The organism is Empedobacter sp. ULE_I140 (assembly GCF_053482575.1).
This window is the reverse complement of the sequence record NZ_JBQMTX010000001.1, coordinates 285,700-311,931: the sequence shown is the minus strand read 5'-3', so window position 1 is coordinate 311,931 and position 26,232 is coordinate 285,700. Positions and strand designations below refer to the sequence as shown.

Sequence of the window (26,232 nt, the reverse complement as noted above, 5' to 3'; positions counted from 1 at the left end):
AATCGCGAAAGTATCATCTTTTGTTTCTATTGGTAATCTGACTTGTAATTTGCATTACTTACAGTTGCGCGACAGCTCGTGATTCTCACACGATTCCCCAATAATTTGTTGTTTATTTCTTTACAAATGTAACAAGACAAAATAAACGATTGTAAAACTTGAAAAAATAAGATTATACAACTTATTATTAATATTTTTACAAAACAAAACACTTAAACAACGATAAAATATCGTGTTGAAAAGAATATTATTTGGATGGAAACATTAGATCAAACCGATTTAGAATTATTAAGAATTCTACAAAAAGATTCGAAATTGACAGTAAAAGCAATTGCTGCTTTAGTTAATTTATCTCCTTCACCCGTTTTTGAACGTATAAAAAGGTTGGAACAACAAGGTTATATCAAAAATTATAGAGCGGTTTTGGATGCAGAAAAGCTGAACAAAGGCTTTATGGTTTTTTGCAGCATTAAGCTAAAACAACATGATCGCACGATTGGGAATAAACTTGTGGAAGATATTTTGTTGATTGATGAAGTGGTGGAATGTTATAATATTTCGGGCGAATATGATTTTATCTTAAAAGTACAAGTTTTGGATATGAAGCAATATCAAGATTTTGTTTTCAATAAATTGGGCGCTTTAGAAAGCATCGGGAGTACGCACAGCTCTTTTGTGATGGCTGAAATAAAAAATACGTACGGAATCAATATTTAAAAAAAAAAACAAAAGGTTGAGCAATGCTCAACCTTTTTTCCACAAATAAATAACACACTACTTTTTGATTACCTTGAAAGTAGAATTGTTAACTTTTATGATGTAAACACCTTTTGGTAAAGAGGAAACATCTAATTGATTTTTCCCTTTTTGAAGTGTTTTCTCTGTCATTTTAGTTCCTGTAATAGCGAAAATTTCGGCTTTTGAAGCTTCATTTGTTTCAATAAACAATACATTATTAACAGGATTTGGATAAACATTTACAACAGATTTAGCTAAATCATTTGTACCTAAAACGGCTGATGAAATTGTGATGTTTTGTGAAACAACTTTTCCATTCGAATTGAAAGAAAGTTTAATTTTAGCTGTTCCATTTTTTAGTGGATTAATCACTAATTCTTCCTTATCATTAATCGAAATTTCAGCTACATCATCATTTTCAATGATTTCTAAATCTTTTACAATCGCTGCTGATAAATTATCAACATCCGAAACTTTATCTTTCAAATCAATTGTTGTTGCTGTGTTAATTTGATAAGTTGTCTCTAAATCATTGATAATTGGTGCCGCATTATCTGGAAAAACAGGCATTGAAGGAAACCAATAATACTCACTTAATTTCACCGACTCTTTAAGAGTTCCATTATCAAAAAATCTATGCACAAAATTAATTTGAGAATTAGTTCCCCAACCTGAACCAATAGTAGTTAATACTAGTTCGTTTGTCAACGGATCAATTCTTAAACCTGCTCCATAATATGTTTCCTTTGGTGTCGTATCTTGACCAGGAATTTCTATAAAAGTTTCTTCAAATTTATTATTTGTTACATCGTATTTCACAACATTGATTCCTGATAGAAAATAAATACTATTATCTTGTGTTGAAGAACAAAAAGTACCAGCATTCCAAGCAGAAGGAGTTGGAACTGTTTTCGTAGGAATAGCAATTTCTGTAGTTTCTAAAGTCGTAGGATTTATTTTGACTAATTTTTTAGATAAAGCTCCCCATACATTTCCATCTTTAGATTGCACAACTGAAATAAAACTTCCAGCAATCGTTTGTTTTATTTGATGTGTTTTTGGGTCGATAACTAAAATTCCTCCAGTACTTGAAACAGCAAAAACAAATTTAGATGTACGAATCATATTTCCTACTTGACCAACTTTAGAAGTTCCATCAATCAGAGAACCAATTTTTAAATTCTCAATATCAAAAAGATAAATTCCTTTTGCAGATCCTATATAACCTTTTTTACTATTAATCCCAAGAAAACTTCTACCATCAGCACCAATTGTTTCGAAACTTGCTTTTTTCTGTAATGTTTTCGAATCTGCAACAACTAAACGATTTCCTTGTTTCGAAACAATGTAAAAATTATCGCCATATATTGTTCCATATTGAGAAGTTACACCAAATTCTTCACCAGGATTAACTGTTTTATAAACATTATAATCAACCGAATCATTTGCATTAATAAAATTAATTGATCCATTTGCTTTACCAAATCAATCTTCATTCACAATAAAAACGCCGTTTGTGTATTCTTTTGTTTGTGCAAAACTTGTTTGAATTGCAGCTATTGTAAAAATCGAAAGTAAAAATTTCTTCATGTATTGTTTTTTTAGAAATCCGAAACCATCATCCAAAAATGACAGCCTCGGATAAAAATATTTAGAATGTTAGATTATTGAATTTTTTCTACTTTTAGTTTATCCATTGTAAAGTATAATGCTGTGTTTGCTCCCCAATCTCCTACATCTGTAGTTTCTAAAAAGAACATTAAATATTTAACTTCTCCTAAAGCAGAAAGATCCACATCTTGCCAATTTGTTGAAATATTATTTATTCCATTTCTAAAATCAACAAAATAATGAGTTACAGGTTTTTCTGTAGTCAATTGTTTATTTGCTGAAACACCATAAATATGAATCGCGAAATAATCTCCTTTTACAAACTTTCTTGCATATGCATCACCATTCAGAATCCCATAATAAGACCAAGGGCTTATTGCTAATTTTACATTTTTTGCTTTGTATTTATTAGCTGTATCAGTAATTTCTACTACACTCGAAAATCTGTCAATCTTAACTTCTTCTCCATATTTCAAAACTTTCTCAGATGGTTTGTGATCAGCGAAAGAGACTAAAAATGGTGTTCCTTGTCCATCTGCACCACCTTTTGCCATTGTACCCCATTGATTATCTAACCAACCGCCTTCTTTATCTATTTGATCAGAATTGTCATTACTATTAGAAACCGTGAATCCCATCCATGTTAAATACTCTGGCCAAGCTGTATGTTTAAACTTGAAAATACCTGAAGTTAATTCAGCGTCTTCTGTATAAGTACCTTCCCAAATTTTTCCTCCGGCTGTAGTAGTTCCTTTTGTTAAATCAAACTTTGATAAATCTAAGGTTTCATATTTTTGTTGATCTACTAATTCAGTATTGTCGTCATCATTATTACAAGAAGTCAATAAAAAGATTGATGATGTAGCAAATAAGAAATTAAAGAATAGTTTCTTTGTAAAATTAAAATTCATTTTATTTAGTTTTGTTATATTATAAATGCAAATCATAAGCTCCTGCAACTTCTGTTGAGATTTCGCCTAACCAACCTGCTTCTTGATTTGTTGCTGTGTAAACTTTGATAAAATCGATTCCCATTAACTTAACTGGATTACCATTTTTATCAACAGCCCAATCGATATCAATGTTTGAATCTTCGCTATTATTTGGTGCATTATCTACATAACCATAAGCCAATTGTTTACCAGTCCAAATACCATTTTTCTCTGTATAATTGCTTTCCAAAAGTGTACCTGAGAATTTTAACTGATTCTGCCCAAACCAAATTGGATAATATGGTTGTTTATGAAACGTATTTTTCGCTTTAAAACCAGATTTTCCTTGGTTATCTTCCCATTTTATATATTCAGGAGTCGCATTAGAATCTTCAACTGTTGGTTTGTGATATGTAATTGTATAATTTTTTATTGTAGTTGGATTTGTGTATTCGCTTCCTGCAATTTCGTACCATTCGTCTTCGTCTGGTTTACCATTTTTGTTTTTATCGTAAGCAACCATAATAATTCCTGGCTCAGAAGATCCTGCAAATCCATTTCCTAAAACTTTAAAATCACGTTTATCTTTCTGATTCAAAATTGTATGGTCAAAACCAAATACCACATATCCTCCGTAACCTCCAAGTGTAATCATTGTAGATTTTTCTCCTACTAAAGCCTTAGCAGCTTTGGCTGTCATATCAGCTTGAGTTTCTCCTGTTACATAAGATGGTAAAGCATTTGTGAATTGTCCAACTGCTGGCAAATAATCAAAGACTTGAGAAATATATTTACTGTAAGTAGATAATTCTTGTGTAACATTAACCTTTGTTTTTATCGTTTTAGAAGTTACTCCTGAAGTAATTTCTAATGTTAAATCGTAAGCACCAACTTTATCAGAAACAAAACCTAAGGTTTTCTCATTACCAATAATTTCATTGCCAAGTTTCCATGTATATGTTGCATTTTCGAAACCAGAAACAGTTGGTTCAATTGAAACAATTTTTAAACGTGCTGCATCATAAGATACTTGTAAAGTAGCATTATCAGGATTAGTCTCGATAATGTTTTCATCATCACTACAGCTTTGTATTAAAGCAAAACTTAGTGCGGTTAGTAAGATTTTAGAATATTTCATATGTAAATTTTATTTATAGACAAAAGCAAAGTGAGCAGGAATATTTCCAGCAGCAGTTTTCCATTTAAAAGCACCATTTTTATCAAAACAATAGATGTAACCCATCGAAACATAATTTCCGACATCGGTTAGAAAAAGATCTTTGGTTTGAGGATTTACAGCAATTCCGTAAGGCGTTTCGATTTCATTAATAACAGGATCATTGACCAATGTTTTGTTGATAACTTGTTCTGTTTTGGTATCAATTACACCATAAGTTTTTGTGTATTCGAAAGTTGTGTAACTAAATTCGTTTGAATAATAATAGAGTTTGTTATCAACAATTGTAAAGTTAGAAACAGGAATATCAAATTTCTTTTTGATTTGATGCGTTTTACTATCCAACACATATAAATTTGATGGAACGTTGTAATAATCACCACGAGAAGTCACATATAAATCGCCATCTGCATCTTTTTTTAAACGATTAAGATTTACTTCAACATCAATTTTTTTGGTTTCTTTAAATGTTGATAAATCAATCACAGAAACTGTTTTATCATACTCAGGAACTCGATAACCACCTGAATTTGCTACATACAGATTATTCCCAACAACTTCTAATTCTTCTGGCTGATAACCTACCGTCACTTGTCGCGTAACCGATAAATTAATCGTATCAATTTCGACTACTTTTCCTAAAGGTGCTTTCGGATCGATTGTAACAGGACCAGCATACGAAGATGCATACGCTTTACCATTTGCAAACGTGATGTAACGACCATTTTCCAAAGGAATTGTTCCCAAATGTTTGGCTGTTCTTGCATCCATTACTTCGATAAAGTTTGATACATTGATAACCGCATATAATTTATTTCCATAAATTTTTATATCATTCCCAACATCACCCAATTCCTTTACCATAGTAGGATTTACGGTTGCATATATGTTTCGATTATAAGTTCCTGTTGTAAAGTCCATATAATCTACCGTAGCCATATTGCTTCCCATATTTCCTTCGTTTAGCAAATAAAAACCAACGACATCTGTTTTTTCGGGATCAGTTACACCTTCTTCTTCTTTCTCAATCAAATAAGTATCTTGTTGACAAGCATAAAAAGTGATTGCTGTTAAAAAACAGACGAATAATTGTTTGAAATTTCTCATAAGTTTGCGCTTAGTATTAGTTTGAATTGTCTTCCTGGCATTGGATAATTTAAAACCACATCATATTGCTGATTCAAAATATTATTTAATTCAAAAGAAACTTTGAACAAATTTTGATTCAACCTAAATTCTTTATGTATTCCTAAATCATTTGTAAACCAAGGATTAAGACGATTTATTTTAATATTATCTTGATGAACATTGTAACGTTCGCCCACATAAATAAAACTGTAATTAAAATTCCACGTTTTATAAGAAGCAGCTAACACAAAAGAGCCACTATGTTTTGGTGTATATGGAATTTGATTTTTGTAGTAACTTTTCTTCGAATTCGAATAATCCAACGCTTGCAAAAAACCATAGTTAAGCATTGGTGAAACTTCTATTTCTCCTAGTTGGAATGTTGATCGAATTTTAACATCCAACCCTTTTATTCTAACTTCATCCAAATTCAACATCGTAAAACGAAACAGGCTTCCCGAAGGCGCAGCAACAATTTTATCAGTTACTTCATTGTAAAAAGCATCGGCTTGAATTGTAATATTTTTGAAAAAATTTGGAGTTGATTTAGAATATGTAAAACCAACATTATATTGAGTTGAATATTCTGGTCGAAGATTAGAATAACCAATACTAGTATAATACAAATCGTTGAACGTTGGCATTCTAAAAATACGTTTGTAAAATGCTCTGACATTAAAATCATGAGATTTGAATGGTTGATAATTGGCAATAATTGTTGGCGTCCATACATTTTTATCTGGAGCACTTGTGTTCATTTCTACTGATTCTTTTACAAAAGTTCCCAATAAACTTCCTTGCAAACTCAAACCTCCAAGACGATAAGTAGACGCGAACGCAACAAGATTTGTATGACGAGAAGGAAAAGAAAAATTCTTTAAATCTGCTCCCATATTATTAAACTGATAATCTGTTGCAACATTCACATCCCAATTATCTGTAATCGAATAAAGATTTGCCCAAGACACATAAAACTCGCGTTGTGTGTACTTATTTTCTGTTTTTACGGTCGAAACTGTATCTGTATAATGAGTGAAATCGTAAGCAAATTTTGCGTTTATCTTCGATTGAAAGTTTCTGAATCGTTTTTCATATTTTCCTTGAACAAAATAATTTCGATCAACCAAAGTTTGTCCACGTCCATCAAATCGACCACGAACAATTGCGGCAGGAATTCCACGATCAGAATCATATAAATATCCTTTTACATTCCAATTCGATTGATTTCCTTTTCCGATCAATCCTAATTCCAAACGTTTCGCATCAACTTGTCCATCTCTACGTTTCAAAACTGTATCGTATGCAGTTGTTCCATCCAAATTTTTGCGTTGATAACGAAATTTATATACACCATTGGTTTTAACATATTCAGCACTCAAAACAGCACATAATCTGTCCGTAATTTTTTGTTCAATACGAATAGAAGGATTGATTAATTGAATCGAACCTATCTTATAACGAAGTGTAGCATTCGTTTTTTTATCACCAATGAAAACAGGTTTTTTGGTTTGAAGATAAATAGCAGAAGCAGAAGCATAATCTTTCGCTGATTGAAAAATATTACTTTTTTGACCATTATATAAAGAAATCATTTCCATATCGTCTAAAGAAAATTTTCCTAAATCGACAATTCCATTCTGCGCATTTCCAAGTTGAATTCCATCATAAAAAACTGCAACATGTTGAGATCCCATCCCACGAACATCAATAGTTTTTAAACCTCCAACTCCACCGTAATCTTTAATTTGCACTCCTGCAAAAAAACGAACAGCATCTGCCACAGAATGGCTATTTAAAGCCTCTAGTTCCGCTCCTTTCAATTCCTGAACAGGAACAACGGCTTTTACATTATTTTTTAAAATATTAACTTGCTGAAGCTCTAAAATACTATCATGAATAATTTGCGCAGAGGCTATGCGACATGAAAGCAAAATCAAGCTGCAACAAATAATTATAGTTTTTAGATTTCTCATTTAGCAATAATCAATTGTTGCTAACGAGAGTATATGAAGAAGTATTGAAAGGACGAACCTATCCAAAATTTGAACTTCACGCTTTAGTCCCCGAAAGCATTCAACATTTATCATTTTGGTAGGTCTTCTGACTTACTCCTTTTTTAGAAATCCTTCCCATTAAAAACAGTGGATATAATGTATCTAAAAAATATGGAGCTTACAGCAGCGGGTCTGTTCAGGATTTTCACCTGATTCCCTGTTACCGAACGGTTAAGTTCGCACCAAATGTTAATCAAAAGTAAAATTATTATTTTGAATAAACAATTAAATCTTTATCAATAATTGCTAAATAAAAAAAGCTAACTCATTCGTTAGCTTCTTCTTTTACTTTATTTATTTCGATCACTTCTCCAGTTTCATCAACCTGAACCGCAATCTTTTCATAATTCCATTTATCAAATTCTTTCTCTCCTACAATAATTGCAGTTCCAGAACCTTTTGTTCCTTTTATAGGTACAGAAATGTTAGCTTCACCAATATCATTTGTAATAGAAATATTTCCAGTAAAAACTCCGTTCGTTTTAACATCCGTACCCAATTTCTGCTGAACTTCAACATTTTGATTAATAATATTAATTGCATGTTTCGTTACATCACTATCCGAAGTTATCTTACTAAAACCCCAAAAAGCACCACCAATTAACAATCCAAAAAATAAAATCACAAACGACAAACAGCCAACAGGCACAACCCATTTCCAATTACGTTTAAACCAACTTTCCTTTGGTAACAATTGATTATCATACTGATTTTCTTCCATAATATATAGGTTTTGAGTAAAGATAATAAATTTGGGCGTTCCCTCGCTCTTTGCCTTCCATTTATATTATTCATAGAATAAGCAAAATAATACAAACACAGCTAATGCAAATCGCTCGGTCGGGCTATCCGTTGCAATCTTTTGTAAAAGAAGATTAGAAGTGATTACAGGAAATACAATTTCTACAAAAGGATTTCCACTGCTATCCCTAACGCGGGTTTTAAGTTCTGAGTTTTGAGTAATAAGTTATAAGACATAAGATTTAAGACTGACAATAAAAATCTACAAAGGAGTGTTATCGAGTTATGAGTTGTAAGTTCTGAGTTAGTTGTAAAAAGGAAGCTTTCTTTTTATCAAGAAGAAGCTTCTTGTTGACTAATTAGAAGCCTCTTGTTGGATGAAAGCAAGCTTCTTGTTTTATAAAACATAGTCTGGAGATGCGTAAAGCTTACAGCGTTCAGCTAAAGCGCGACGTATAACCACAAAAAAAGCCTCAAGTTGTTCACTTGAGGCTTTTGATAAAAACTGGCGACGACCTACTCTCCCGTAAGTAACAGTACCATCGGCGCAGGCAGGCTTAACTTCTCTGTTCGGAATGGGAAGAGGTGAGCCCTGCAGCTATAGTCACCCTAATATTTTTGTATAGGTTTAGTTCCTATTATATCTTGACATTATTAGAAGCTCTATGCATTAAGCTTAAAGCCTTCACACAATCTTTGGTATTACATTATTAATCCAAATAAGATTAACTAACCTTCTCTATGACGATTAAATCAATCTTAGTATTTAATCTTTTTAATTTTTGATATTGCTATCATTATCTTTGATTCGTTCTACTTTTTTAGAAAAAGTCTATGGGTAATTAGTACTACTCGACTATGACATCACTGCCTTTACATCTATAGCCTATCAACGTTGTAGTCTACAACGACCCTTTAAAGAAGTCTTATCTTGCGGCGAGTTTCGCACTTATATGCTTTCAGTGCTTATCTCTTCCAAACGTAGCTACTCAGCGGTGCACCTGGCGGCACAACTGATACACCAGAGGTTTGTTCAACACGGTCCTCTCGTACTAGAGTCAACTCCGCTCAAACTTCTAACGATCACAACAGATAGAGACCGAACTGTCTCACGACGTTCTGAACCCAGCTCGCGTGCCACTTTAATGGGCGAACAGCCCAACCCTTGGGACCTTCTCCAGCCCCAGGATGTGACGAGCCGACATCGAGGTGCCGAACCTCCCCGTCGATGTGAGCTCTTGGGGGAGACTAGCCTGTTATCCCCGGAGTACCTTTTATCCTTTGAGCGATGGCCCTTCCATACGGAACCACCGGATCACTATGTCCTGCTTTCGCACCTGATCGACTTGTTGGTCTCACAGTCAAGCACCCTTATGCCATTACACTCTACGCACGGTTACCAAGCGTGCTGAGGGTACCTTTGAAAGCCTCCGTTACTCTTTTGGAGGCGACCACCCCAGTCAAACTACCCACCATGCACTGTCCTTCCATAAAGAAGTTAGGCTCCAAGTAAATAAAGGGTGGTATTTCAACAATGACTCCACAATACCTAGCGATACTGCTTCATAGTCTCCCACCTATCCTACACATTATTTACCCGAAGTCAATACAAAGCTATAGTAAAGGTTCACAGGGTCTTTTCGTCCCGTTGCGATTAACCGGCATCTTCACCGATACTACAATTTCACCGAGATCATGGTTGAGACAGTGCCCAGATCGTTACACCATTCGTGCAGGTCGGAACTTACCCGACAAGGAATTTCGCTACCTTAGGACCGTTATAGTTACGGCCGCCGTTTACTGGGGCTTCAGTCAAAACCTTCGAGTTACCTCTAAGCTCCTTCCTTAACCTTCCAGCACCGGGCAGGTGTCAGACCCTATACGTCATATTTCTATTTTGCAGAGTCCTGTGTTTTTGATAAACAGTCGCCTGGGCCTTTTTACTGAGGCTGACATTGCTGTCAGCGACCTTTCTCCCGAAGTTACAGGTCTATTTTGCCTAATTCCTTAACCATGAATCGCTCGAGCGCCTTAGGATACTCTCCTCGACCACCTGTGTCGGTTTACGGTACGGGCTGCACATCTCGCTATTTCTTGGAACAATTTTCAGAGGATTATCACTCTAACCGAAGTCTTCGTGTACTATCCCTACTTTACGTAGGTTCAACGTACTATTCCGTCAGTACGCACCTCCTACAATCATTCGTCACTTTTATTGAGTGCAGGTACGGGAATATTAACCCGTTTGCCATCCACTACCCCGTTAGGGTTCGTGTTAGGTCCCGACTAACCCTCAGCTGATTAGCATAGCTGAGGAATCCTTAGTCTTACGGCGAATAAGTTTCTCACTTATTTTATCGTTACTCATGCCTACATTTTCTTTTCTAAAAGCTCCACCACCCATTACCAGGTGACTTCTGCGCCGTTAGAATGCTCCCCTACCAGTAGTACTAATGTACTAATCCATAGCTTCGGTAATATGCTTATGCCCGATTATTATCCATGCCGGATCGCTCGACTAGTGAGCTGTTACGCACTCGTTAAATGAATAGCTGCTTCCAAGCTAACATCCTAGCTGTCTATGCAATCCAACCGCGTTTTTTCAACTTAGCATATATTTGGGGACCTTAGCTGATGGTCTGGGTTCTTTCCCTCTCGGACATGGACCTTAGCACCCATGCCCTCACTGCCTAGAAACATATATTAGCATTCGGAGTTTGTCAGGAATTGGTAGGCGGTGAAGCCCCCGCATCCAATCAGTAGCTCTACCTCTAATATACTTTACTAAACGCTGCACCTAAATGCATTTCGGGGAGTACGAGCTATTTCCCAGTTTGATTGGCCTTTCACCCCTACCCACAGGTCATCCGAAGACTTTTCAACGTCAACCGGTTCGGTCCTCCACTTTGTGTTACCAAAGCTTCAACCTGCCCATGGGTAGATCACAAGGTTTCGCGTCTAATACTACTGACTATAGCGCCCTATTCAGACTCGCTTTCGCTACGGCTCCGCACCTGAAGTGCTTAACCTTGCCAGCAACATTAACTCGTAGGCTCATTATGCAAAAGGCACGCCGTCACACTTACGTGCTCCGACCGCTTGTAGGCGTACGGTTTCAGGTTCTATTTCAACTTTCTATTCGAAATGCTTTTCACCTTTCCTTCACAGTACTAGTTCACTATCGGTCTTTGAGGAGTATTTAGCCTTGGAAGATGGTCCTCCCATATTCGGACAGAATTTCTCGTGTTCCGCCTTACTCGTTATCAACTTAATAAAAATTTCATTTACGGGACTATCACCCTCTACGGTTAACCTTTCCAGGTTATTCTATTATCCTTATTAAGTCTTTAGGGCTAATCCGCGTTCGCTCGCCACTACTTACGGAATCTCAATTGATTTCTTTTCCTATTGGTACTTAGATGTTTCAGTTCCCAACGTTCGCTCCCATTGCTGGGTGACATGCCTTCAACATGCCGGGTTGTCCCATTCGGAAATCTACGGATTAATGCGTATGTGCCGCTCCCCGTAGCTTATCGCAGCTTATCACGTCCTTCATCGCCTCTCAAAGCCTAGGCATCCGCCGTACGCCCTTTGTAACTTTTTTCTCGATTTAACCGTCATATTATGAGCGGTTATGTTAATCTTACTCGTTTTCTTGATTAATTGTATACCTTTATAAAACTTTGATTTATTTCTAAATCTGTTTGTTTTTGATTGTATGCGATTATAAATAAATTATAATCTGTTTCTAATAATGTCAATGAACTCTTCTGCTTTAGACGAATTTCGAGATTCGTTTATCGCTTCGTGGAGAATATCGGAGTCGAACCGATGACCTCTTGCGTGCAAGGCAAGCGCTCTAGCCAGCTGAGCTAATCCCCCTCTTTGTCGTATTTCGAAATTCATTAATCGAACTTCGTTTTTAGTAGTCTCAGGCAGACTCGAACTGCCGACCTCTACATTATCAGTGTAGCGCTCTAACCAGCTGAGCTATGAGACTCTTTAATACTCTTAAAGAGTGGTCTTTTGTTAGTTGTAAGTCTTAAGTTATAAGTAATAAGTTTTTATTCCTTAATCTTTTACTTTATCTTAACCTCTATCTCTAACTATATATTAAATACTACAGAATAAAAAGCCGAATCAAAATCAATCTTCTTACAATAGAAGAAAATTCGTCGTTCTCTAAATATGAGATGTTCCAGCCGCACCTTCCGGTACGGCTACCTTGTTACGACTTAGCCCTAGTTACCAGTTTTACCCTAGGCAGCTCCTATTACGGTCACCGACTTCAGGTACCCCCAGCTTCCATGGCTTGACGGGCGGTGTGTACAAGGCCCGGGAACGTATTCACCGCATCATGGCTGATATGCGATTACTAGCGATTCCAGCTTCATAGAGTCGAGTTGCAGACTCCAATCCGAACTGAGATAAGTTTTTGAGATTCGCATCTTGTTGCCAAGTAGCTGCCCTCTGTACTTACCATTGTAGCACGTGTGTAGCCCAAGACGTAAGGGCCGTGATGACTTGACGTCGTCCCCACCTTCCTCGCGGTTTGCACCGGCAGTCTCATTAGAGTCCCCGTCTTTAAACGCTGGCAACTAATGATAGGGGTTGCGCTCGTTGCAGGACTTAACCTAACACCTCACGGCACGAGCTGACGACAGCCATGCAGCACCTTGCATTCTGTCCGAAGAAAAAACTATTTCTAGTTCTGTCAAATTGCATTTAAGCCTTGGTAAGGTTCCTCGCGTATCATCGAATTAAACCACATGCTCCACCGCTTGTGCGGGCCCCCGTCAATTCCTTTGAGTTTCATTCTTGCGAACGTACTCCCCAGGTGGGATACTTATAACTTTCGCTTAGCCACTGAACCCGAAAGCCCAACAGCAAGTATCCATCGTTTACGGCGTGGACTACCAGGGTATCTAATCCTGTTCGCTCCCCACGCTTTCGTCCATCAGCGTCAGTTAATGTTTAGTCACCTGCCTTCGCAATTGGTGTTCTGCGTAATATCTAAGCATTTCACCGCTACACTACACATTCCAGCAACTTCAACATCACTCAAGACTAACAGTATCAATGGCAGTTTCATAGTTAAGCTATGAGATTTCACCACTGACTGATTAATCCGCCTACGGACCCTTTAAACCCAATAAATCCGGATAACGCTTGCACCCTCCGTATTACCGCGGCTGCTGGCACGGAGTTAGCCGGTGCTTATTCTTCTGGTACCTTCAGCTACTTACACGTAAGTAGGTTTATCCCCAGATAAAAGTAGTTTACAACCCATAAGGCCGTCATCCTACACGCGGGATGGCTGGATCAGGCTTCCACCCATTGTCCAATATTCCTCACTGCTGCCTCCCGTAGGAGTCTGGTCCGTGTCTCAGTACCAGTGTGGGGGTTCACCCTCTCAGGCCCCCTAAAGATCATCGTCTTGGTGAGCCGTTACCTCACCAACTAACTAATCTTACGCATGCCTATCCTACTGCGATAAATCTTTCAAAATCTAATGATGCCATTAAATCTGTTATAAAGTATTAATCCTCCTTTCGAAGGGCTATCCTTTTCAGTAGGGCAAGTTGCATACGCGTTACGCACCCGTGCGCCGGTCTCTATCTCCCGAAAGAAATATACCCCTCGGCTTGCATGTGTTAAGCCTCCCGCTAGCGTTCATCCTGAGCCAGGATCAAACTCTCCATTGTAAATTATTTTGTTTAGTCTAAAAAGACTTCTGTTTTTACAACTTCGAATTTCCTATAGCTCCATTATTAAAGGATTGACTTCGTTTTATTCGGCTATTTTTTTCTTCTGTATATTTTATAATTTCAAATGAACTTCTCATCTTAGCAAAACCTCTCGGTACTTGCGGTTGCAAAGGTAATACTTATTTCTTAACTAACAAATTTTATTTAGAAAATTTTTAAAGTTTTTATTTCAATAAGTCAAATTTACTTTCACTCCAAAACTCCTTTCGGAATCGGTTTGCAAAAACAATACTTATTTCTAAACTCGCAAATTTATTTTTAAATAAATTTTGTCGATATATAAGTCCTTATGTCAATTTCAATACTACTCGTCTTTCGTATTGAGGTTGCAAATATACGCCTGCATTATTCGTTTTTCCAAACATAATTTACATTTATTTTACATTATTCTCGTAAGTGATTGGTATGATGCAAAATATTTTTTGATTTTTTTTGATGTGAGATGTGAAATAGGAGGTTTTAAAAGAGAAAAGCCCATTTTTAACGCACAAAATGATTAGACGTTTTGCTTTTCTTGAACAAAAGAAAAGTAAAATGGATACTTTTGAAGGAACTACTCGAGAGAAATTCTACGAAGTAGAATCTATTTATAAATAAAAAAAGCTCGAATAAATCGAGCTTCATATAATTATTCATTTCATAATATTATACGAGATGTTCCAAAATTGTATTTAATTCTTGTAATTCGACCAAGAAACCATCGTGTCCAAAAATAGAATCTATTTCGATGAATTTTGCATTTGGAATATGATTCGCTATAAATTTTTGCTCACTTGGCGGAAATAAAATATCCGAAGAAATTCCAATCACTAAGGTGTTCGAAGAAATCTGAGACAAAGATTTCTCTAAAGATTCTCTATTTCGAGCCAGATTTTGTGAATCCATGGCTTTCGAAAGTGTCCAATAAGAATGAGCATTGAATCTGTTTGCTAATTTTTCACCTTGATATTTTTGATAAGAAGAAGCTTTGAAATCATTGTAAACAGAATCCTCGTCTTTTTGCTTCTGTTCATATATAATATAGGTACGGTAAGACAACATCGCAATTGTACGTGCTGCAATCAATCCATTTCTTCCTCCATTCTCAGTTTTATCATTAAAAGTTGAATCGGCTTCGATAGCTAAACGCTGCGATTCGTTGAACGCAATTCCCCAAGGAGAATGTATTGCATTCGTCGCCAACAAAACTAAATTGTCCACTTTAACTTGATTCAGCAACGTAAATTCTAACGCTTGTTGACCACCGAGTGAACCACCAATTAATAAATGAATAGTTGAAATTCCTAAATGATTTGCTAACAATTGATGCGCATTTGCCATATCTTTTATCGTAATTGTAGGAAAATCTCGATAATAAGGCGAATTTGTTTCAGGATTTGTAGACAACGGATTTGTTGTTCCGTAATTAGAACCAATCACATTGGCACAAATAATAAAATGATCTTTTGGATTGAACAATTCATTTTCTCCAAAAAGACCAGCCCACCAATCGAAAACATCCGAGTTTGCCGTTAAAGCATGACAAACCCAGATGATATTGTTTTTTTCGGGATTCAATGTTCCCGCTGTATGATAAGCAATGGTTAAATTTTCGAGAATTTGACCATTTTCTAATTGAAATGGCTTTGTATAATTATATTGATAAAAATTCACTGAATTAATTTATAGCTAATAATACTTTGTTTACTTAATTTTATCAAAAGCTCGCTGAAGATCATTTTTGATATCATCAATATATTCAATTCCGACAGAAAGACGCAATAAACCAGGAAAAACTCCAGCAGATTTTTGTTCATCATCGCTCAGTTGTTGATGAGTTGTTGCAGAAGGATGAATAATTAACGATTTTGCATCGCCAACATTTGCCAAATGACTAATCAATTCTAAACTATCAATAAATTGATTCGCTTTGTCTGCATCACCTTTAATTTGGAATGATAAAACAGCTCCGAAACCATTTTTCAAATATTTTTTTGCCAAATGATGACTTGGAGAAGTAATTAATCCAGGATAATTCACTTTTTCAACTTGCGGATGAAGTTCTAACCAACGCGCAATTTCTAACGTATTGTCCAAATGTTTCTGAACTCTTAACGACAACGTCTCTAAACCTTGTAACAATAAAAAAGAATTGAACGGTGAAATTGCTGGACCAAAATCGCGCAAACCTTCGACGCGGGCACGAATAATAAACTGAATATTACCAAAAGGACCATTCACTCCAAAAACATCGGAAAAAACTAAACCATGATAACCTTCTGATGGTTCAGAAAATTGTGGAAATCTACCATTACCCCAATTATAATTTCCACCATCCACGATAACTCCACCGATAGAAGTTCCGTGTCCACCGATCCATTTTGTTGCAGATTCTACGACAACGTTTGCTCCATGCTCTAAAGGTTTGAAAATATAACCGCCCACACCAAACGTATTATCCACAATAAATGGAATGTTATATTTTTGTGCAATTGCAGCGATTGCTTCAAAATCTGGAACATTAAAACTCGGATTTCCTATCGTTTCTGCATAAATCGCTTTTGTATTTTCATCAATTAATGATTCAATTTTTGCTGGATCTGCATCTTCAGCAAAGCGAACATCAACACCTAAACGCTTAAATCAACTTTGAATTGATTATATGTTCCGCCATAAAGATTAGAAGCTGAAACAAAATTATCTCCTGATTCTAAAATATTATTTAAAGCAATAAATTGTGCCGCTTGTCCCGATGAAACAGCTAATGCCGCAACACCACCTTCCAGCGCAGCAATACGTTTTTCGAAAACGTCAGTTGTTGGATTCTGAATTCTTGTGTAAATATTACCAAATTCTTTCAAAGCAAATAAATTTGCTCCGTGTTCGGCATCATTAAATACATAAGAAGATGTTTGATAAATTGGAACAGCGCGAGAGCCTGTTGATGGGTCTACTTCTTGACCTGCGTGTACTTGTAAAGTATCGAAATGTAATTGTTTTTCTGTTGACATAATAAAATTGTTTTGAATGTGACTACGATTAATAAATAGTAGGGTAGGTTAGTTAGCTAAAATTAGCAGCTGCACATTCGAATTTTACTATTGATACAATTATAGATGCTCTGAAGCAGGACGCCGTGTCCAAAAGAATGTTTTTTAGAATTGTACTTCATCTTTAAAAAAATTATTCATTTCTAACTACACTTTGTAGTTTTATATTTTATGTGAAATTAGAATAATTTTCTAAATAATAAAATTTATAATTAGTTTTTAGAAAATAAATCTATTAAATTGATTTAAAAAGAATATTCATGCCAAAAAGTTAAAAATATTTCTTTCGAAATCTATAAAAAGGATTTAAACAGAATAAAATTTGAAGTAAAAAAGAGAATATTAAGTAGAAAACATAAAAAAAGGAGATCAAAATTGATCTCCTTTTAAGTTTTATGATAAAAAAGTAATTAGTTTGCTAAAACGATTACTTTATTATTGCTCATTTCAATTGTTCCTCCTTTGATATCTAACAATAATGTAGATTCGTTTGATGGAGAAGTGTAAACTTTGCCAGATTGATTATCGAAATCTTCGAAAGTTTTTGTGTGAACTTTAATTTTAATTGTTCCTTCACCTAAAGTTGCAACGATAGGAGCGTGGTTATTTAATAACTGAAATTCACCATCTTTACCTGGTAAAGTAACAGCATCTACTTCTGCATCGAAAACTACGAATTCTGGCGTAATAATTTGTAAGTGCATAATCCTATTGTTTTTAAAAAAAAGAGTACTTAGCAACTTTCAAAAAGAAAAGAAACGTAAGCACTCTTTATATGGTTAAATTATATTATTTAGCTTCTGCTAACATTTTTTCTCCAGCTTCAATCGCTTCTTCGATTGTACCACGTAAGTTGAATGCAGCCTCAGGATATTGGTCAACTTCACCATCTAAGATCATGTTGAATCCTTTGATTGTATCTTTGATATCTACTAAAACACCTGGGATACCTGTAAACTGTTCTGCAACGTGGAATGGTTGAGATAAGAAACGTTGGATACGACGTGCACGGTGTACAACTAACTTATCCTCTTCTGATAACTCTTCCATACCTAAAATCGCGATGATATCTTGTAAAGCATTGTAACGTTGTAAGATTTCTTTTACACGTTGTGCTGTTTCGTAATGTTCTTTACCAATAATTGCTGGTGATAAGATACGAGATGTAGAGTTCAATGGATCTACCGCTGGGTAAATACCTAATGAAGCAATTTTACGATCTAATACCGTTGTAGCATCTAAGTGCGCGAAAGTCGTAGCTGGCGCAGGGTCAGTTAAATCATCGGCAGGTACATATACCGCTTGTACAGAAGTAATAGATCCGTTTTTAGTAGATGTAATACGCTCTTGCATAGCACCCATTTCAGTTGCTAATGTTGGCTGATAACCTACGGCTGATGGCATACGTCCTAATAAGGCAGAAACCTCAGAACCTGCTTGTGTAAAACGGAAGATATTATCTACGAAGAATAATACGTCACGTCCTTGACCTTGTCCATCTCCATCACGGAAATATTCAGCTAATGTTAAACCTGTTAAAGCAACACGAGCACGTGCACCTGGAGGTTCATTCATTTGTCCGAAAACGAAAGCTGCTTTAGACTCTTTCATGTTTTCACTGTTTACTTTAGATAAATCCCAAGATCCACCTTCCATAGAGTGCATGAAATCTTCACCGTAATTAATTAATCCAGCTTCAATCATCTCACGCATTAAGTCATTACCTTCACGAGTACGCTCACCAACACCAGCGAATACAGATAAACCTCCGTGTCCTTTTGCGATGTTGTTCATCAACTCCTGAATTAATACTGTTTTACCTACTCCGGCACCACCAAATAAACCAATTTTACCACCTTTTACGTATGGCTCTACTAAGTCAATTACTTTAATACCTGTAAATAAAACTTCTGCAGATGTTGATAATTCTTCGAATTTTGGAGCTGGACGGTGAATAGGTAAACCATTTTCTTTGTCTAAATTCCCTAAACCATCAATAGCATCTCCAACTACATTAAATACACGTCCTTTGATGTTTTCTCCGATAGGAACCATAATTGGTTTTCCTAAAGCGATAACTTCTTGACCTCTTTGTAAACCATCAGAACTATCCATTGCGATACAACGTACAGTATCTTCACCGATGTGTTGCTCAACTTCAAGAATTAATGTTTCTTTTCCTTGACGAGGAACCTCTAATGCATCATAAATATTTGGAAGGCCTTCTGCGTTATCAAAAATAACGTCAATTACAGGTCCAATAACCTGTGCAATCTTACCTTTCTTTTGATTTGCCATTATATGAAATGATTTAGTTTATTTTATTTGGGTGCAAAGGTAAGTTAAAAACATTGTATAATTTATATACTTTTTAAGATTTTTGTCATAATATTTTGATTAGTAATCAGAATATTACAATCAAAGGAAATTAAAAATAGATTTGAAGTTCGATTTGAAAGCCTTAATTTTGTGCAAAATCATTTTTAGTGAACGTTTATCAATCCTTAGAAGAAATCAAACCAATCAAACGTCCTGTCCTTACTTTGGGCATGTTTGATGGTGTGCACATTGGACACCAATCTATTCTAAAACAACTCAATACAATTGCAAAAGAAATTGATGGAAAAAGTGTTTTGATTACTTTTAATCCACATCCTCGAATGGTTTTACAACCAAATTGTGATCTTAAATTTTTGAACACTTTAGAGGAAAAAGAAAATGTTTTGCGTCAATTTGGGTTAGAACATTTGATTATTCAAGCGTTTACAACAGATTTTTCGCAAGTAACTTCTGTCGAATTTGTCAAGAATTTATTGGTTGATAAAATTAATATTGATACGCTAGTGATTGGCTACGATCATCATTTCGGGAAAAATAGAGAAGGAAATTTTGAACAATTACAAGTTCTTTCGAAAAAATATGGTTTCAATTTGATTCAATTGCAAGCTGTCGAAGAAAATGATGTGGCGGTGAGTTCTACAAAAATTAGAAATGCACTTATCGAAGGAAATATCGCGTATGCGAATAAAGCGTTGAACTATCAATATCCGCTTTCTGGAGAAGTTGTTCATGGTGACAAAATTGGTCGTACACTTGGTTTTCCTACCGCTAATTTACAAGTTGATCCCAATAAATTAATTCCAAAAGATGGCGTTTATGCGGTTGATGTTTTTGTGGATGATCAGAAATATTTAGGTTTATTAAGCATCGGATTTAGAGAAACGGTTACCAATTCTCGTGAACATCGAGTAGAAGTGAATATTTTGGATTTTGATCGAGATATTTATGGAGAAACAATTCGCCTTGAATTTTTAGGACATTTGCGAGATGAAAAGAAATTTGATTCGTTAGATGATTTAATCATCGCGATGAATCAAGACAAAGAAAATGCAATAAATTTATATGGAAATAATTAAAAAAAGGTTCGCTAAAAGCGAACCTTTTTTTAATCTCTATTTATTATAATATTTAAATATTTCTTTTTTATTTTTTTCCAAAACTCCCAAAAGCGTCGCATCAACCTTTGGTTCGTTTGTTATTAAAACAATCTTATCATTTACTTTCTCAAATGTAATGACAAGATTATTCGTTGTACTTTCAAACGAAATTTTATCTTTTAATTTCTTTTGTAATTTAAAATTAGTACGTAAAATATCCGATTTTACTGTAAACTTTAAAGGTTTATAAACAATTGCAGATTTGTCAATTACAGATTTTTTTGGCGAAACTTCCATCACCGAAGCTGTTTCTAACGAAGCATTTGCAGCACGTGTTTCTGCAACAACCGTCATTTTCATCACATCAGAAGTATCTTTTAGCTTAGCATTTTGTCTGCTTACACCATTTGCAACTACAATACCAGAAGCTTTTCCAGCTAACTTATCCGAAATAACTGAATCTTTTATAGAACCCAAATTCTGATTACTTGTTTTAGCATATTGTCTTTCTTTTTCTATTGAATCTAAAACCTTAGAACGAGCTTCCATCGCTTGCGGTGCTGATAAAGTAACTGGAGCATTCGATGCAGAAGCATTAGATAATTGAGGAAAATATCCTTCGTCAGCAATTACACTAGCAGAATGTCCTTCAATTACTTTATAAACAGGCTGTTTTGTAACTTTATCATTCTTTACTATTTCTAGAGGTTTTTCCAAATCTTTATCTTTCGATTCCAAAACCACTATTTCTTCTTGTTCAGCAGGCGATTGCTCGATAACTGGGACATTTGTTTTGACAATTTCAAGTGAATTTTCTCTATTTTCAGTATTAATATTCTCGATAAAAAGCACAAAGTAAGGAATCGCAATCAACGCGAAAACGGCAGCAGAAAACCATACACTCGAAACAAATTCGCGAATAGGTTTCTTCTTCTTTTCCTCCTTCTGCAAACCAGATTCAATACGTTTCCACACCAAATCACTCGGCTTTTCGCCGACTGTTTCGCTACTTCTTGATCGAAATAAATCTTCTATTGGATCGTTTGTGTTCACGATAAATTTGATTTTATATTTTCATTCTTACTTAACATATCCTTCAATTTCGTCTTCGCTAAATTAAGTTGCGATTTAGATGTTCCTTCTGTAATGCCCAAACTTTCGGCAATTTCTTTGTGCTTATATCCCTCAATAACGTAAAGGGTAAACACGAGACGACAGCCTTCGGGTAGATAATCGAGGAGTTTCATCACATCATCTTCTTCGATTTGTTGCGAAGCTTCTTGATTAGATGAAATAGAAGAGGAGTAATCGTCTACATTAAGGTGAAAAATTTTATTTTTCCGCAACTCCATCAAACATTCATTAATCATAATTCTTCGCATCCATCCTTCAAAACTTCCTTCGAACGAATAATTTTCAAGATTCTGAAAAATCTTCAAAAAACCTTTTACCAACGCATCTTCCGCTTGTTGTATATCGGTAAAATAACGTTTACAAACCGCAAAAAATCGCGCATCATATTTTTCGTAAAGCAGCCGCTGTGCTTTCGAATCATTGTTGATACAAGCTTTTATGAGTTGTTTTTCGTCCAAAATACTTTTTCTTTCTCAGTGTTTAGATGCGAAAATTACGCTTATGGTTGCTTTGATAGCGTAAAATATTTGTTAAAGTTCTGAAAACTTATTCATTAAACATAAAAAAGTCGCTACAAGAGCGACTTTATATAAGTTTTTAATTGAAAATATTATCCAACTAAATTGTGTTTTACTAGATATTCTGCAATTTGAACCGCATTTGTAGCTGCTCCTTTGCGTAAATTATCCGCAACAATCCAACAATTTAATGCATTTGGTTGAGATAAATCACGACGAATACGACCTACAAAAACATCGTCTTTCCCTTCTGAATAGAAAGCCATTGGATAAGTATTTGTGTCTGGATTATCTTGTACTGTTACACCTTCCTGTTCTGCTAATAATTTGCGAACTTCGGCTAAATCAAAATCATTCTCAAATTCAATATTCACCGACTCCGAATGTCCTCCTTGCACAGGAACACGAACCGCAGTAGCTGTAATATTCATTTCATCCACACGCATAATTTTACGAGGCTCACGAGTCAATTTCAATTCTTCTTTTGTATAACCTGTTTCTTCATCAAACACATCACAATGAGGCAATGCATTTTTGAAAATTTGGTATGGATAAACTTTCGCTACATCACGTCCTTCAATTTCTCCATTCAATTGCTCCACAGCATCTTTACCTGTTCCCGTAACTGATTGATAAGTAGAAACAACTACACGTTTAATTCCGTATTTTTTGTGTAAAGGATTAAGAACCATTACCAATTGAATCGTTGAACAGTTAGGATTTGCGATAATTTTATCATTTGTTGTTAAAATATCTGCATTGATTTCTGGTACAATCAACGGACGATCTGGATCCATTCTCCAAGCCGATGAATTGTCAATTACAGTTGTTCCGACTTCTGCAAACTTAGGCGCCCACTGTTTGGAAGTTTCTCCACCTGCTGAAAAGATTGCGATATCAGCTCGCATTTCTACAGCATCCTGCATTGATACAATTTTGTATTCTTTTCCTTTGTATTCAATAGTTTTTCCTATTGATCTTTCTGATGCTACTGGTATAATTTCAGTGATTGGAAAATTTCTTTCTTCCAAAACTTGGAGCATAACTCTGCCGACCATTCCGGTAGCGCCTACGACTGCTATTCTCATTTGTTTATTAAATAATATATTAAAAAATTTCGAATTGCTAATTTACAGATTATTTTGATACATTTTTCTCTATTTCATAGGTTTAGCAATCAATTTGATATGATATATTTTATGTTATGATGTTAATTCAGGTTTTTAAACTTTTCCTCGAATTAAAATTTATAAAACTCTTTTTTATAAGAATTTTGAACACAAAAAAAGTGGAACAAATTGCTCCACTTTTTAAAATATTTTTGAAATAACCTTCAAATTTAGTCTTAAGCAAACTCGTTGTAAGCTGCTTTTAAATTTTCTGCGATAGCTGCTGCAGAGTGTCCTTCGATGTGGTGACGCTCTAACATATGTACTAATTCACCATCTTTGAATAAAGCAACAGCTGGAGAACTTGGAGGAAATGGAGCAAAAAACTCACGTGCTTTTGCTACAGCATCTTTATCAAATCCTGCGAAAACTGTTGTTAAATGTGTAGGAACTTTATCATTATCTAATGACATTACAACTCCTGGTCTTGCAGCACCTGCAGCACAACCACAAACACTATTTACCATTACCAAAGTTGTTCCTTCTTGTTTGATTGCTGCTTCTACTTGTTCTGGAGTAGTTAAATCTTCAAAACCATTAGAAGTCAACTGAGCCTTCATCGGCATTACTATTTCTGCTGGATACATATTGTTCTTTTTTTGTTTTAAATAAAAATAAATTATTTTCAAAGTTACATAATTCTAAAACTTTTTAGAATACTTACTTTTGCAGTTACAAATTTACGTAGAATTTAGCAATATGAAATTGACTTTTGGTAAGAATGAGAAACTTAAAAGCAGAAAAGCATTCGATGAATTGTTTTCTGATGGAAAAACATTTGTTTCTCATCCGATTAGATTTGTCTACAAAATCAAACCGAAAGCGGATTACAATATAAGAGTAGGAGTAAGTGTTGGAAAGAAAAAATTCAAACACGCGGTTGATCGAAATTTATTGAAACGTCGTGCTAAAGAAGCTTACAGATTGAATAAATTGTTACTTGAACCTAATGAAAATTATTCGGTTGATTTGGTGATGATTTATACTTCTACAAAACATCAACCTTTTGAGGTGATAGAACAATCTGTCAAAACTTTATTAGAAAAATTAAACGAAGCGATACAAACAAAAAAAGATTAATCCTAGGATTAATCTTTTTCATTTATTATAAGTTGTAAAACTGTTTATTTCTTAAGATTTGCTTGCAATCTGAAAAAACTAAAGTATACAGATACTAAAATTAATCCACAAACTGATGCTCCAATTCCTAAAACGCTACGAAAGTTTTCTTCAGCCATAAAACCAGCTTTATAATCCATCTCATATAGGTTGTAACCTAAACCTATCAACAAAACGATTGTCGCGATATAAATATATGTTTTCATTAGATAATGAATTTTTAAATTTTAATTTCATTCATAAACAATGCACCGATATTTGACGTAAATAATTTGATTGCGATTGACAATAAAATTACTCCAAATACTTTTTTCAGTACCGATAAAACGCCAGGTCCCATCCATTTTTCGAGTTTTCCTGCGAATTTCAGCACCAAATATACGATTAACATATTTAATATAATCGCTATCACAATGTTAATATCTGCAAACTGCGAACGAAGCGAAAGTACAGTTGTCAACGATCCCGCACCCGCAACTAACGGAAACGCAATAGGAACGATGGATGCAGAGTTAGATTCGACTCCTTTCTGGATCTCAATTCCTAAAATCATTTCAATAGCGATGATAAAAATCACAAATGCACCAGCCACAGCAAATGACTGAACATCAACACCAACTAATTTCAAAATTTTTGTTCCGAAAAACAAAAACGAAATCATCATAATTCCTGCTGCAATCGAGGCTTTTTCGGACTGAATATGTCCAACTTTGCTCCGAATTCCTACAATAATTGGAATACTTCCTAAAATATCGATAACTGCAAAAAGTACGGCGAAAGTTGTTCCGATTTGATTGAAAGAGAATTTCTGAAAAAATGATATTATATTTTCCATTCGTATTTAGTTATAATTAATTGGTTGATGCAAAAATAGAAGTTTTTATGAACAATTTTTCATAAAAAAGCAATAAATCAATTCTTAATCCAACCAATTCTTAAAATCTGCCACTTTTTCGCGACTCACAATCATATCTTGTTCATTGTAAGTATTCAAAATTATTTTTAATCTTGAATTAGAATACATTGTAATTTCTTTAATCGAATCGATTTGGATGATTTGACTACGATTAATTCTAAAAAACTTTTTCGGGTCGATTTGTTCTTCCACTTTATCCAACGAAAAATCTACCAAATAATTTCGGTTTTCTTTTGTATGAATATACGTTGCTTTGTTTTCGCTAAAAAAACATTCGATATTATCGATTTCTATAATTTTGATTGATGTTCCTATTTTAATCGAAAAACGTTCTTTAAATTTTTCTGTTTGATTATTCGAAAAAAGACTTTTCAATTCATTTAGATTGAAACTTGAAGATGCTTGCTGAAATTGTCTTTCAAATTTTTCAATAGCAAACTTCAATTCCTCTTCATCAACAGGTTTCAACAAATAATCAACCGAGTTTAGTTTAAACGCTTTCAATACATATTCGTCATAAGCAGTCGTAAAAATAATCGCAGACGAAACATCTACTTGATTAAAAATCTCAAATGATAACCCATCTGATAACTGAATATCCAGAAAAATTAAATCAGGATTTGGATTCGTTTTCAACCACGCTACACTTTCTTCTACAGAGTGCAACATTTCGTGTATTTGATAACCCAATTTTTCTACACGTCGCTTTAATAAACGCGCTGCAGGCTTTTCATCTTCTATAATTAGTATTTTCATAGTTT

Annotated in this window: 19 protein-coding genes, 2 tRNA genes, 3 rRNA genes, 2 pseudogenes and 2 riboswitches; of the genes and pseudogenes, 3 read left to right on the top strand and 23 right to left on the bottom strand. The window is 34.9% G+C overall.

The window, feature by feature from the left end; genetic code table 11:
• Positions 1-10: 10 nt before the first annotated feature.
• Positions 11-146, bottom strand: a riboswitch (cobalamin riboswitch).
• Between the two features lie 109 nt (positions 147-255).
• Positions 256-717: an Lrp/AsnC family transcriptional regulator gene (locus ACTS9J_RS01470; RefSeq protein WP_038336827.1), complete on the top strand. Its 462-nt coding sequence runs from the start codon at positions 256-258 to the stop codon at positions 715-717.
• Between the two features lie 57 nt (positions 718-774).
• Here the strand turns inward: ACTS9J_RS01470 and ACTS9J_RS01465 are convergent, their stop codons facing one another.
• The 16 genes and pseudogenes from ACTS9J_RS01465 to atpD form a co-directional block, all read right to left on the bottom strand.
• Positions 775-1,308 carry a T9SS type A sorting domain-containing protein gene (locus tag ACTS9J_RS01465; protein ID WP_349676193.1) on the bottom strand — a complete coding sequence of 178 codons (534 nt, stop codon included), beginning with the start codon at positions 1,306-1,308 and terminating at the stop codon, positions 775-777.
• A pseudogene (locus ACTS9J_RS01460) lies at positions 1,306-2,211 on the bottom strand (DUF5074 domain-containing protein); the annotation flags it as partial. The gene ACTS9J_RS01465 and the pseudogene ACTS9J_RS01460, both read right to left, overlap by 3 nt.
• Before the next feature lie 191 nt (positions 2,212-2,402).
• Positions 2,403-3,260, bottom strand: coding sequence for a DUF4465 domain-containing protein (locus tag ACTS9J_RS01455; protein WP_052217978.1), 858 nt, complete (start codon positions 3,258-3,260; stop codon positions 2,403-2,405).
• 19 nt (positions 3,261-3,279) lie between these two features.
• Positions 3,280-4,419, bottom strand: coding sequence for a PKD-like domain-containing protein (locus ACTS9J_RS01450; protein WP_448352746.1), 1,140 nt, complete (start codon positions 4,417-4,419; stop codon positions 3,280-3,282).
• Positions 4,420-4,428: 9 nt separating this feature from the next.
• Positions 4,429-5,565 (bottom strand): DUF5074 domain-containing protein, encoded by a 1,137-nt coding sequence (locus ACTS9J_RS01445; protein WP_448352745.1) that lies wholly within the window; start codon positions 5,563-5,565, stop codon positions 4,429-4,431.
• Positions 5,562-7,559: a TonB-dependent receptor gene (locus tag ACTS9J_RS01440; RefSeq protein ID WP_448352744.1), complete on the bottom strand. Its 1,998-nt coding sequence runs from the start codon at positions 7,557-7,559 to the stop codon at positions 5,562-5,564. Before ACTS9J_RS01440 ends, ACTS9J_RS01445 begins: the two co-directional genes overlap by 4 nt.
• A 99-nt stretch (positions 7,560-7,658) precedes the next feature.
• Positions 7,659-7,842, bottom strand: a riboswitch (cobalamin riboswitch).
• A gap of 63 nt (positions 7,843-7,905) precedes the next feature.
• Positions 7,906-8,361 carry a cytochrome c oxidase assembly factor Coa1 family protein gene (locus ACTS9J_RS01435; protein ID WP_313304496.1) on the bottom strand — a complete coding sequence of 152 codons (456 nt, stop codon included), beginning with the start codon at positions 8,359-8,361 and terminating at the stop codon, positions 7,906-7,908.
• A gap of 523 nt (positions 8,362-8,884) precedes the next feature.
• Positions 8,885-8,993: ribosomal RNA gene (gene rrf / locus ACTS9J_RS01430) — 5S ribosomal RNA — on the bottom strand.
• A 210-nt stretch (positions 8,994-9,203) separates the two neighbouring features.
• Positions 9,204-11,985, bottom strand: a 23S ribosomal RNA gene (locus ACTS9J_RS01425).
• 204 nt (positions 11,986-12,189) lie between these two features.
• A tRNA-Ala gene (locus ACTS9J_RS01420) sits at positions 12,190-12,263 on the bottom strand.
• Between the two features lie 44 nt (positions 12,264-12,307).
• Positions 12,308-12,381: transfer RNA gene (locus tag ACTS9J_RS01415), tRNA-Ile, on the bottom strand.
• 186 nt (positions 12,382-12,567) lie between these two features.
• Positions 12,568-14,086, bottom strand: a 16S ribosomal RNA gene (locus ACTS9J_RS01410).
• Together the 16S, 23S and 5S rRNA genes with 2 tRNA genes alongside form the textbook arrangement of a ribosomal RNA operon.
• Positions 14,087-14,794: 708 nt before the next feature.
• Positions 14,795-15,802 carry a homoserine O-acetyltransferase family protein gene (locus ACTS9J_RS01405; protein ID WP_448352743.1) on the bottom strand — a complete coding sequence of 336 codons (1,008 nt, stop codon included), beginning with the start codon at positions 15,800-15,802 and terminating at the stop codon, positions 14,795-14,797.
• A 30-nt stretch (positions 15,803-15,832) separates the two neighbouring features.
• A pseudogene (locus tag ACTS9J_RS01400) lies at positions 15,833-17,139 on the bottom strand (O-acetylhomoserine aminocarboxypropyltransferase/cysteine synthase family protein).
• Between the two features lie 449 nt (positions 17,140-17,588).
• Positions 17,589-17,882, bottom strand: coding sequence for a F0F1 ATP synthase subunit epsilon (locus tag ACTS9J_RS01395; RefSeq protein ID WP_280038257.1), 294 nt, complete (start codon positions 17,880-17,882; stop codon positions 17,589-17,591).
• A gap of 85 nt (positions 17,883-17,967) precedes the next feature.
• Positions 17,968-19,476, bottom strand: coding sequence for a F0F1 ATP synthase subunit beta (gene atpD / locus ACTS9J_RS01390; RefSeq protein WP_114998651.1), 1,509 nt, complete (start codon positions 19,474-19,476; stop codon positions 17,968-17,970).
• A 188-nt stretch (positions 19,477-19,664) separates the two neighbouring features.
• On the opposite strand from atpD, the gene ACTS9J_RS01385 reads away from it, so the two are divergent.
• Complete coding sequence (locus ACTS9J_RS01385) at positions 19,665-20,594, top strand: bifunctional riboflavin kinase/FAD synthetase (RefSeq protein WP_286495649.1); 930 nt, start codon at positions 19,665-19,667, stop codon at positions 20,592-20,594.
• Positions 20,595-20,630: 36 nt separating this feature from the next.
• Here the strand turns inward: ACTS9J_RS01385 and ACTS9J_RS01380 are convergent, their stop codons facing one another.
• The 4 genes from ACTS9J_RS01380 to ACTS9J_RS01365 form a co-directional block, all read right to left on the bottom strand.
• On the bottom strand, positions 20,631-21,668 hold the full coding sequence (locus ACTS9J_RS01380) for a hypothetical protein (protein WP_291047426.1): 1,038 nt from the start codon (positions 21,666-21,668) through the stop codon (positions 20,631-20,633).
• Complete coding sequence (locus ACTS9J_RS01375) at positions 21,665-22,207, bottom strand: RNA polymerase sigma factor (protein ID WP_291047424.1); 543 nt, start codon at positions 22,205-22,207, stop codon at positions 21,665-21,667. Before ACTS9J_RS01375 ends, ACTS9J_RS01380 begins: the two co-directional genes overlap by 4 nt.
• A 152-nt stretch (positions 22,208-22,359) precedes the next feature.
• Positions 22,360-23,355, bottom strand: coding sequence for an aspartate-semialdehyde dehydrogenase (locus ACTS9J_RS01370; RefSeq protein ID WP_038336152.1), 996 nt, complete (start codon positions 23,353-23,355; stop codon positions 22,360-22,362).
• Positions 23,356-23,612: 257 nt separating this feature from the next.
• The gene (locus ACTS9J_RS01365) at positions 23,613-24,023 is read right to left on the bottom strand and encodes a BrxA/BrxB family bacilliredoxin (protein WP_038336154.1); all 411 of its coding nucleotides are present in this window, start codon (positions 24,021-24,023) and stop codon (positions 23,613-23,615) included.
• A gap of 112 nt (positions 24,024-24,135) precedes the next feature.
• Here ACTS9J_RS01365 and rnpA point away from each other — a divergent pair, with 112 nt between their 5' ends.
• Positions 24,136-24,516: a ribonuclease P protein component gene (gene rnpA, locus ACTS9J_RS01360; protein WP_125350577.1), complete on the top strand. Its 381-nt coding sequence runs from the start codon at positions 24,136-24,138 to the stop codon at positions 24,514-24,516.
• A gap of 44 nt (positions 24,517-24,560) precedes the next feature.
• Here rnpA and ACTS9J_RS01355 read toward each other — a convergent pair whose 3' ends face one another.
• The 3 genes from ACTS9J_RS01355 to ACTS9J_RS01345 form a co-directional block, all read right to left on the bottom strand.
• On the bottom strand, positions 24,561-24,761 hold the full coding sequence (locus ACTS9J_RS01355; protein ID WP_125350576.1) for a hypothetical protein: 201 nt from the start codon (positions 24,759-24,761) through the stop codon (positions 24,561-24,563).
• 14 nt (positions 24,762-24,775) lie between these two features.
• Positions 24,776-25,390, bottom strand: a complete 615-nt coding sequence (locus ACTS9J_RS01350) for a MarC family protein (RefSeq protein ID WP_125350575.1) — start codon at positions 25,388-25,390, stop codon at positions 24,776-24,778.
• An 84-nt stretch (positions 25,391-25,474) separates the two neighbouring features.
• A complete protein-coding gene (locus ACTS9J_RS01345; RefSeq protein ID WP_219034073.1) occupies positions 25,475-26,227 on the bottom strand; it encodes a LytR/AlgR family response regulator transcription factor in 753 nt (250 codons plus the stop codon).
• Between the last annotated feature and the right edge of the window lie 5 nt (positions 26,228-26,232).

Coding starts and splice junctions, on each gene's coding strand:
- ACTS9J_RS01370 (WP_038336152.1), bottom strand. CDS start 23,355: ATGAGAATAGCAGTCGTAGGCGCTACCGGAATGGTCGGCAGAGTTATG.
- ACTS9J_RS01395 (WP_280038257.1), bottom strand. CDS start 17,882: ATGCACTTACAAATTATTACGCCAGAATTCGTAGTTTTCGATGCAGAA.
- ACTS9J_RS01465 (WP_349676193.1), bottom strand. CDS start 1,308: ATGCCTGTTTTTCCAGATAATGCGGCACCAATTATCAATGATTTAGAG.
- ACTS9J_RS01455 (WP_052217978.1), bottom strand. CDS start 3,260: ATGAATTTTAATTTTACAAAGAAACTATTCTTTAATTTCTTATTTGCT.
- ACTS9J_RS01450 (WP_448352746.1), bottom strand. CDS start 4,419: ATGAAATATTCTAAAATCTTACTAACCGCACTAAGTTTTGCTTTAATA.
- rnpA (WP_125350577.1), top strand. CDS start 24,136: ATGAAATTGACTTTTGGTAAGAATGAGAAACTTAAAAGCAGAAAAGCA.
- ACTS9J_RS01365 (WP_038336154.1), bottom strand. CDS start 24,023: ATGTATCCAGCAGAAATAGTAATGCCGATGAAGGCTCAGTTGACTTCT.
- ACTS9J_RS01440 (WP_448352744.1), bottom strand. CDS start 7,559: ATGAGAAATCTAAAAACTATAATTATTTGTTGCAGCTTGATTTTGCTT.
- ACTS9J_RS01345 (WP_219034073.1), bottom strand. CDS start 26,227: ATGAAAATACTAATTATAGAAGATGAAAAGCCTGCAGCGCGTTTATTA.
- ACTS9J_RS01435 (WP_313304496.1), bottom strand. CDS start 8,361: ATGGAAGAAAATCAGTATGATAATCAATTGTTACCAAAGGAAAGTTGG.
- atpD (WP_114998651.1), bottom strand. CDS start 19,476: ATGGCAAATCAAAAGAAAGGTAAGATTGCACAGGTTATTGGACCTGTA.
- ACTS9J_RS01355 (WP_125350576.1), bottom strand. CDS start 24,761: ATGAAAACATATATTTATATCGCGACAATCGTTTTGTTGATAGGTTTA.
- ACTS9J_RS01445 (WP_448352745.1), bottom strand. CDS start 5,565: ATGAGAAATTTCAAACAATTATTCGTCTGTTTTTTAACAGCAATCACT.
- ACTS9J_RS01470 (WP_038336827.1), top strand. CDS start 256: ATGGAAACATTAGATCAAACCGATTTAGAATTATTAAGAATTCTACAA.
- ACTS9J_RS01350 (WP_125350575.1), bottom strand. CDS start 25,390: ATGGAAAATATAATATCATTTTTTCAGAAATTCTCTTTCAATCAAATC.